Origin of the sequence: Microbacterium sp. CPCC 204701, from assembly GCF_004010105.1 — a bacterium.
GTDB lineage: Bacteria > Actinomycetota > Actinomycetes > Actinomycetales > Microbacteriaceae > Microbacterium.
The window spans coordinates 1-3,507 of the sequence record NZ_RRYE01000319.1; the positions used below are offsets into that span (position 1 = coordinate 1).

General features: G+C 70.9%; 2 protein-coding genes and 2 pseudogenes. 3 read left to right on the top strand and 1 reads right to left on the bottom strand.

The window, feature by feature from the left end; all coding sequences use genetic code 11:
* Positions 1 to 445 (top strand): annotated as a pseudogene (locus EIO58_RS14620) (hypothetical protein); the annotation flags it as partial.
* Positions 446 to 449: 4 nt separating this feature from the next.
* On the opposite strand, the gene EIO58_RS14625 reads toward EIO58_RS14620, so the two are convergent.
* Positions 450 to 806 (bottom strand): HNH endonuclease, encoded by a 357-nt coding sequence (locus tag EIO58_RS14625; protein ID WP_127820141.1) that lies wholly within the window; start codon positions 804 to 806, stop codon positions 450 to 452.
* 176 nt (positions 807 to 982) lie between these two features.
* On the opposite strand from EIO58_RS14625, the gene pgi reads away from it, so the two are divergent.
* Both pgi and EIO58_RS14635 read left to right on the top strand, forming a co-directional pair.
* Positions 983 to 2,665 (top strand): glucose-6-phosphate isomerase, encoded by a 1,683-nt coding sequence (gene pgi, locus EIO58_RS14630; protein WP_127820142.1) that lies wholly within the window; start codon positions 983 to 985, stop codon positions 2,663 to 2,665.
* Positions 2,666 to 2,927: 262 nt separating this feature from the next.
* Positions 2,928 to 3,507 (top strand): annotated as a pseudogene (locus EIO58_RS14635) (phospholipase); the annotation flags it as partial.

A 3,507-nucleotide genomic window follows, 5' to 3' on the forward strand; every position in this document is an offset into this window, starting at 1 on the left:
CGGGCTCATCGGCAAACATGCGCTCGTGACGTCGGGCGCCGCCGTCGAGGCCGCCGCCGAAGCCGCCGCCGGGGGTGATCCGGCAGATGCCGCCGCCACCGCGACACCGCATGCGGGCGGCCCAGCGTCAGGACTCCTCGGGCTCGTCGCGGTCGCGACGCCGTTCGGGGGGTCGCGTCTGGCGCGGCTGTTCATCGTGCCCAGCATCCGGGCGTTCCTGCCCGACGACGAGATCATCGTGATGCTGGGCCGCGAGACGTCCGTCAACGGGCGCATCGTGTCGGTCTTCGGCCCGTGGGATCCCCACATCCCCGAGGGCAGTGCTCTCGACGGTGCGACCAATGTCCTGGTGCCGACATCGGGGCACTTCCGGGTGCTCGGCCCGTCCACCACGCACCGCGCCGTGCTCGACGGCGTGGCCCTGCTGTCGCGTCACGAGTCCTGAAGCCTCAATCCGCCGGACCCGCACCTCGCCACGCGGCGAGGATCTCGATGTGCCGGAGCAGGAACGCCCGTTCGTCGAGGCGCTTGCGGCGCAGCCAGCCGGTGACCTCGTCGTTGCTCTTGCTCGCGTTGCACGAACGGCATGCCGGCACGACGTTGTCGAAGGTGTAGCGGCCGCCACGCGAGATGGGCAGCACGCAGTCCTTCTGGAACGGGGCGGCCGTCGAGCCGCAGTACGCGCATGCCGCCCAGGCTTCGACGAGCGCCTCCCACTCGTCGGCGGTGAGGTCGTTGTCTGCGGCGGCGACGCGGCGGGCTCGCCGGCGCGCCGCGTACGCACGACGGGTCTTGCTCACGGGCATGTCGCCAACCTAGAGCCCCGGTCCGCTGCCGCGGCGTTCGACGCGCCTCGGCGTCAGAGGTTGCCACGGTAGACCCACCGGGTGTGCGTCTTCAGCGGATCGTGGATGGCCGATCGCTCCTGCGCCATCAGGCTCGTCCTCCTCACGTGCCTCCGGTCGGCCGCTAGCGTTGTGCCATGACTTCGCCCGTCGATGCCACCGCCACGTCCGCCTGGGCAGAGCTCGCCGCACATCGCGACGGCTTCGCCCCCGATCTGCGCGAGTGGTTCGCGATCGATCCGCGCCGCGCCGAGCGCCTCTCGTTCCCACTGGCCGACTTGCACGTCGACCTGTCGAAGAACTTGGTCACCGATGACATCCTCGCCTCGCTCGTGCGTCTTGCCGAGCAGACGGGCGTCGCCGAGCGCTACGCCGCGATGATCTCGGGCGAGCACATCAACACCACCGAGGATCGCGCCGTCCTCCACACGGCGCTCCGCCGCCCGGCGTGCTTCGAGCCGGCCCTCGTCATCGACGGGCAGGACGTCGACGACGACGTCCAGGCGGTGCTCTCGGGCATGACCGACTTCGCCGACCGGGTGCGCTCGGGCGAGTGGACCGGCGTCACGGGCAAGAAGGTCACACACATCGTCAACATCGGCATCGGCGGGTCCGACCTCGGCCCGGTCATGGTGTCGGCGGCGCTCGAGCCCTTCTCGACGGCCGGCATCGAGGCACGGTTCGTCTCCAACATCGACCCCACCGACCTCGCACAGAAGACCAAGGGCCTCGACTCCGAGACGACGCTGTTCATCGTGGCGTCGAAGACCTTCACGACGCTCGAGACACTCACGAACGCCCGCCTCGCGCGCGAGTGGCTGTGGTCGGGCCTGCAAGCCTCCGGTGCAATCGGCGACAGCGACGCGCAGAAGACGGATGCCGTGGCCCACCACTTCGTCGCCGTCTCGACCGCGATCGACAAGGTCGCGGCGTTCGGCATCGACCCGGTGAACGCGTTCGGGTTCTGGGACTGGGTCGGCGGCCGCTACTCGGTGGACTCGGCGATCGGCCTGTCGCTCATGATCGAGCTCGGTCCGGACGTGTTCCGCGAGCTGCTCGCGGGGTTCCACGCGGTCGACGAGCACGTGCGCACGACGCCGCTCGCGCGCAACGTCCCGGTGCTGATGGGTCTGCTGAACGTCTGGTATTCGAACTTCCTCGGCGCGCAGTCGCACGCCGTGCTGCCCTACGCCCAGCAGCTGCACCGCTTCCCCGCGTATCTGCAGCAGCTGACGATGGAGTCCAACGGCAAATCGGTGCGCTGGGACGGCTCCCCCGTCACGACCGACACCGGCGAGGTGTTCTGGGGCGAGCCCGGCACCAACGGCCAGCACGCGTTCTATCAGCTCCTCCACCAGGGCACGCGCCTGATCCCCGCCGACTTCATCGCGTTCGCGAACCCGGCCTATCCGCTCCGCGACGGCCGCACCGACGTGCACGGGCTGTTCCTGTCGAACTTCCTGGCGCAGACGAAGGCGCTGGCCTTCGGCAAGACGGCGGCCGAGGTCGAGGCCGAGGGCACGACCGGCTCCCTCGTCGCCGCGCGCACGTTCGCCGGAGACAAGCCGACGACGTCGATCTTCGGGCCCGCGCTCACTCCGTCGGTGCTCGGCCAGCTCATCGCGCTGTACGAGCACATCACGTTCACGCAGGGCGTCGTGTGGGGCGTGAACTCGTTCGACCAGTGGGGCGTCGAGCTCGGCAAGCAGCTGGCGCTGCAGATCGCCCCCGCAGTCGAGGGCGACGCCGATGCGATCGCCTCCCAGGACGCCTCGACTCGCGCCCTGCTGGCGTACTACGCCGCACAGCGAAAGGCCTGACAGCGACCGACGGATGCCGTCACCTGACTCGCACGCCGGGTGACGGCATCCGTCGTCTTCGGCGTACGCAGCCGCGATTCGGGCCGTTCTCGCGCATCCGCGTACACGCTTCTGCCAGGGGGGACGGAGGTTTCGCCCAGACGAGCCGCGCAGACTTGGTGTGCCTTGTGCCGCGCCCGACCCGAGGGCGCGCTGTGCCGCCGACAGGCGTGCGCAGGGCGCGCTGACGCGCGCGCGACCACCCGAAGGAAACGCAGCCTCCATGCAGCACACCCCCGACACCACCCTCACTCGTCGTGCCCGGCGCGCTCGTCGCACCCGCCGCCGCTTCGCGCCGCTCGTCGCCGGAGCCGTCGCCGTGACGCTCGCGACCACCGGATTCGTCGTCTCGACGCCGCGCGTCGCCGCCGCCGTCGAACCGTCGCTCTCACCCGCGGGCGTCGCGACCCTCGCCGCCGAGACGATCATGGCCGAGCCGATCGACGAGGTGACCTCCGGCGCGCGCAGCACTCTCGCGCAGGCGCACGTCGCGCTCGCCGAAGCCGAGGAGGTGACGGCCGCGGTCGCACGCTCAGGCCTCGACCTCGGCGCCGAGCCGACGGAGATCGACACCCGCGACCTGCTCGATGCGGTCGAGCGCCTCAGCGACCTCGACGTCCTCCCGCTCATGCTGACGCCCGGCGCGACCGTCGAGGTGGCCACGGAAGCGAAGGCTCTCGCCGAGACAGTCGCCGAGGTCCGGGAACGACTCAACGCCGGGCTCGCCCAGCGCGCCGCCGAGACCGCAGCGGCAGTAGCCGCGGCAGAGGCGGCGGCTCAGGCGCAGCGCGAGGCCGAGGCCG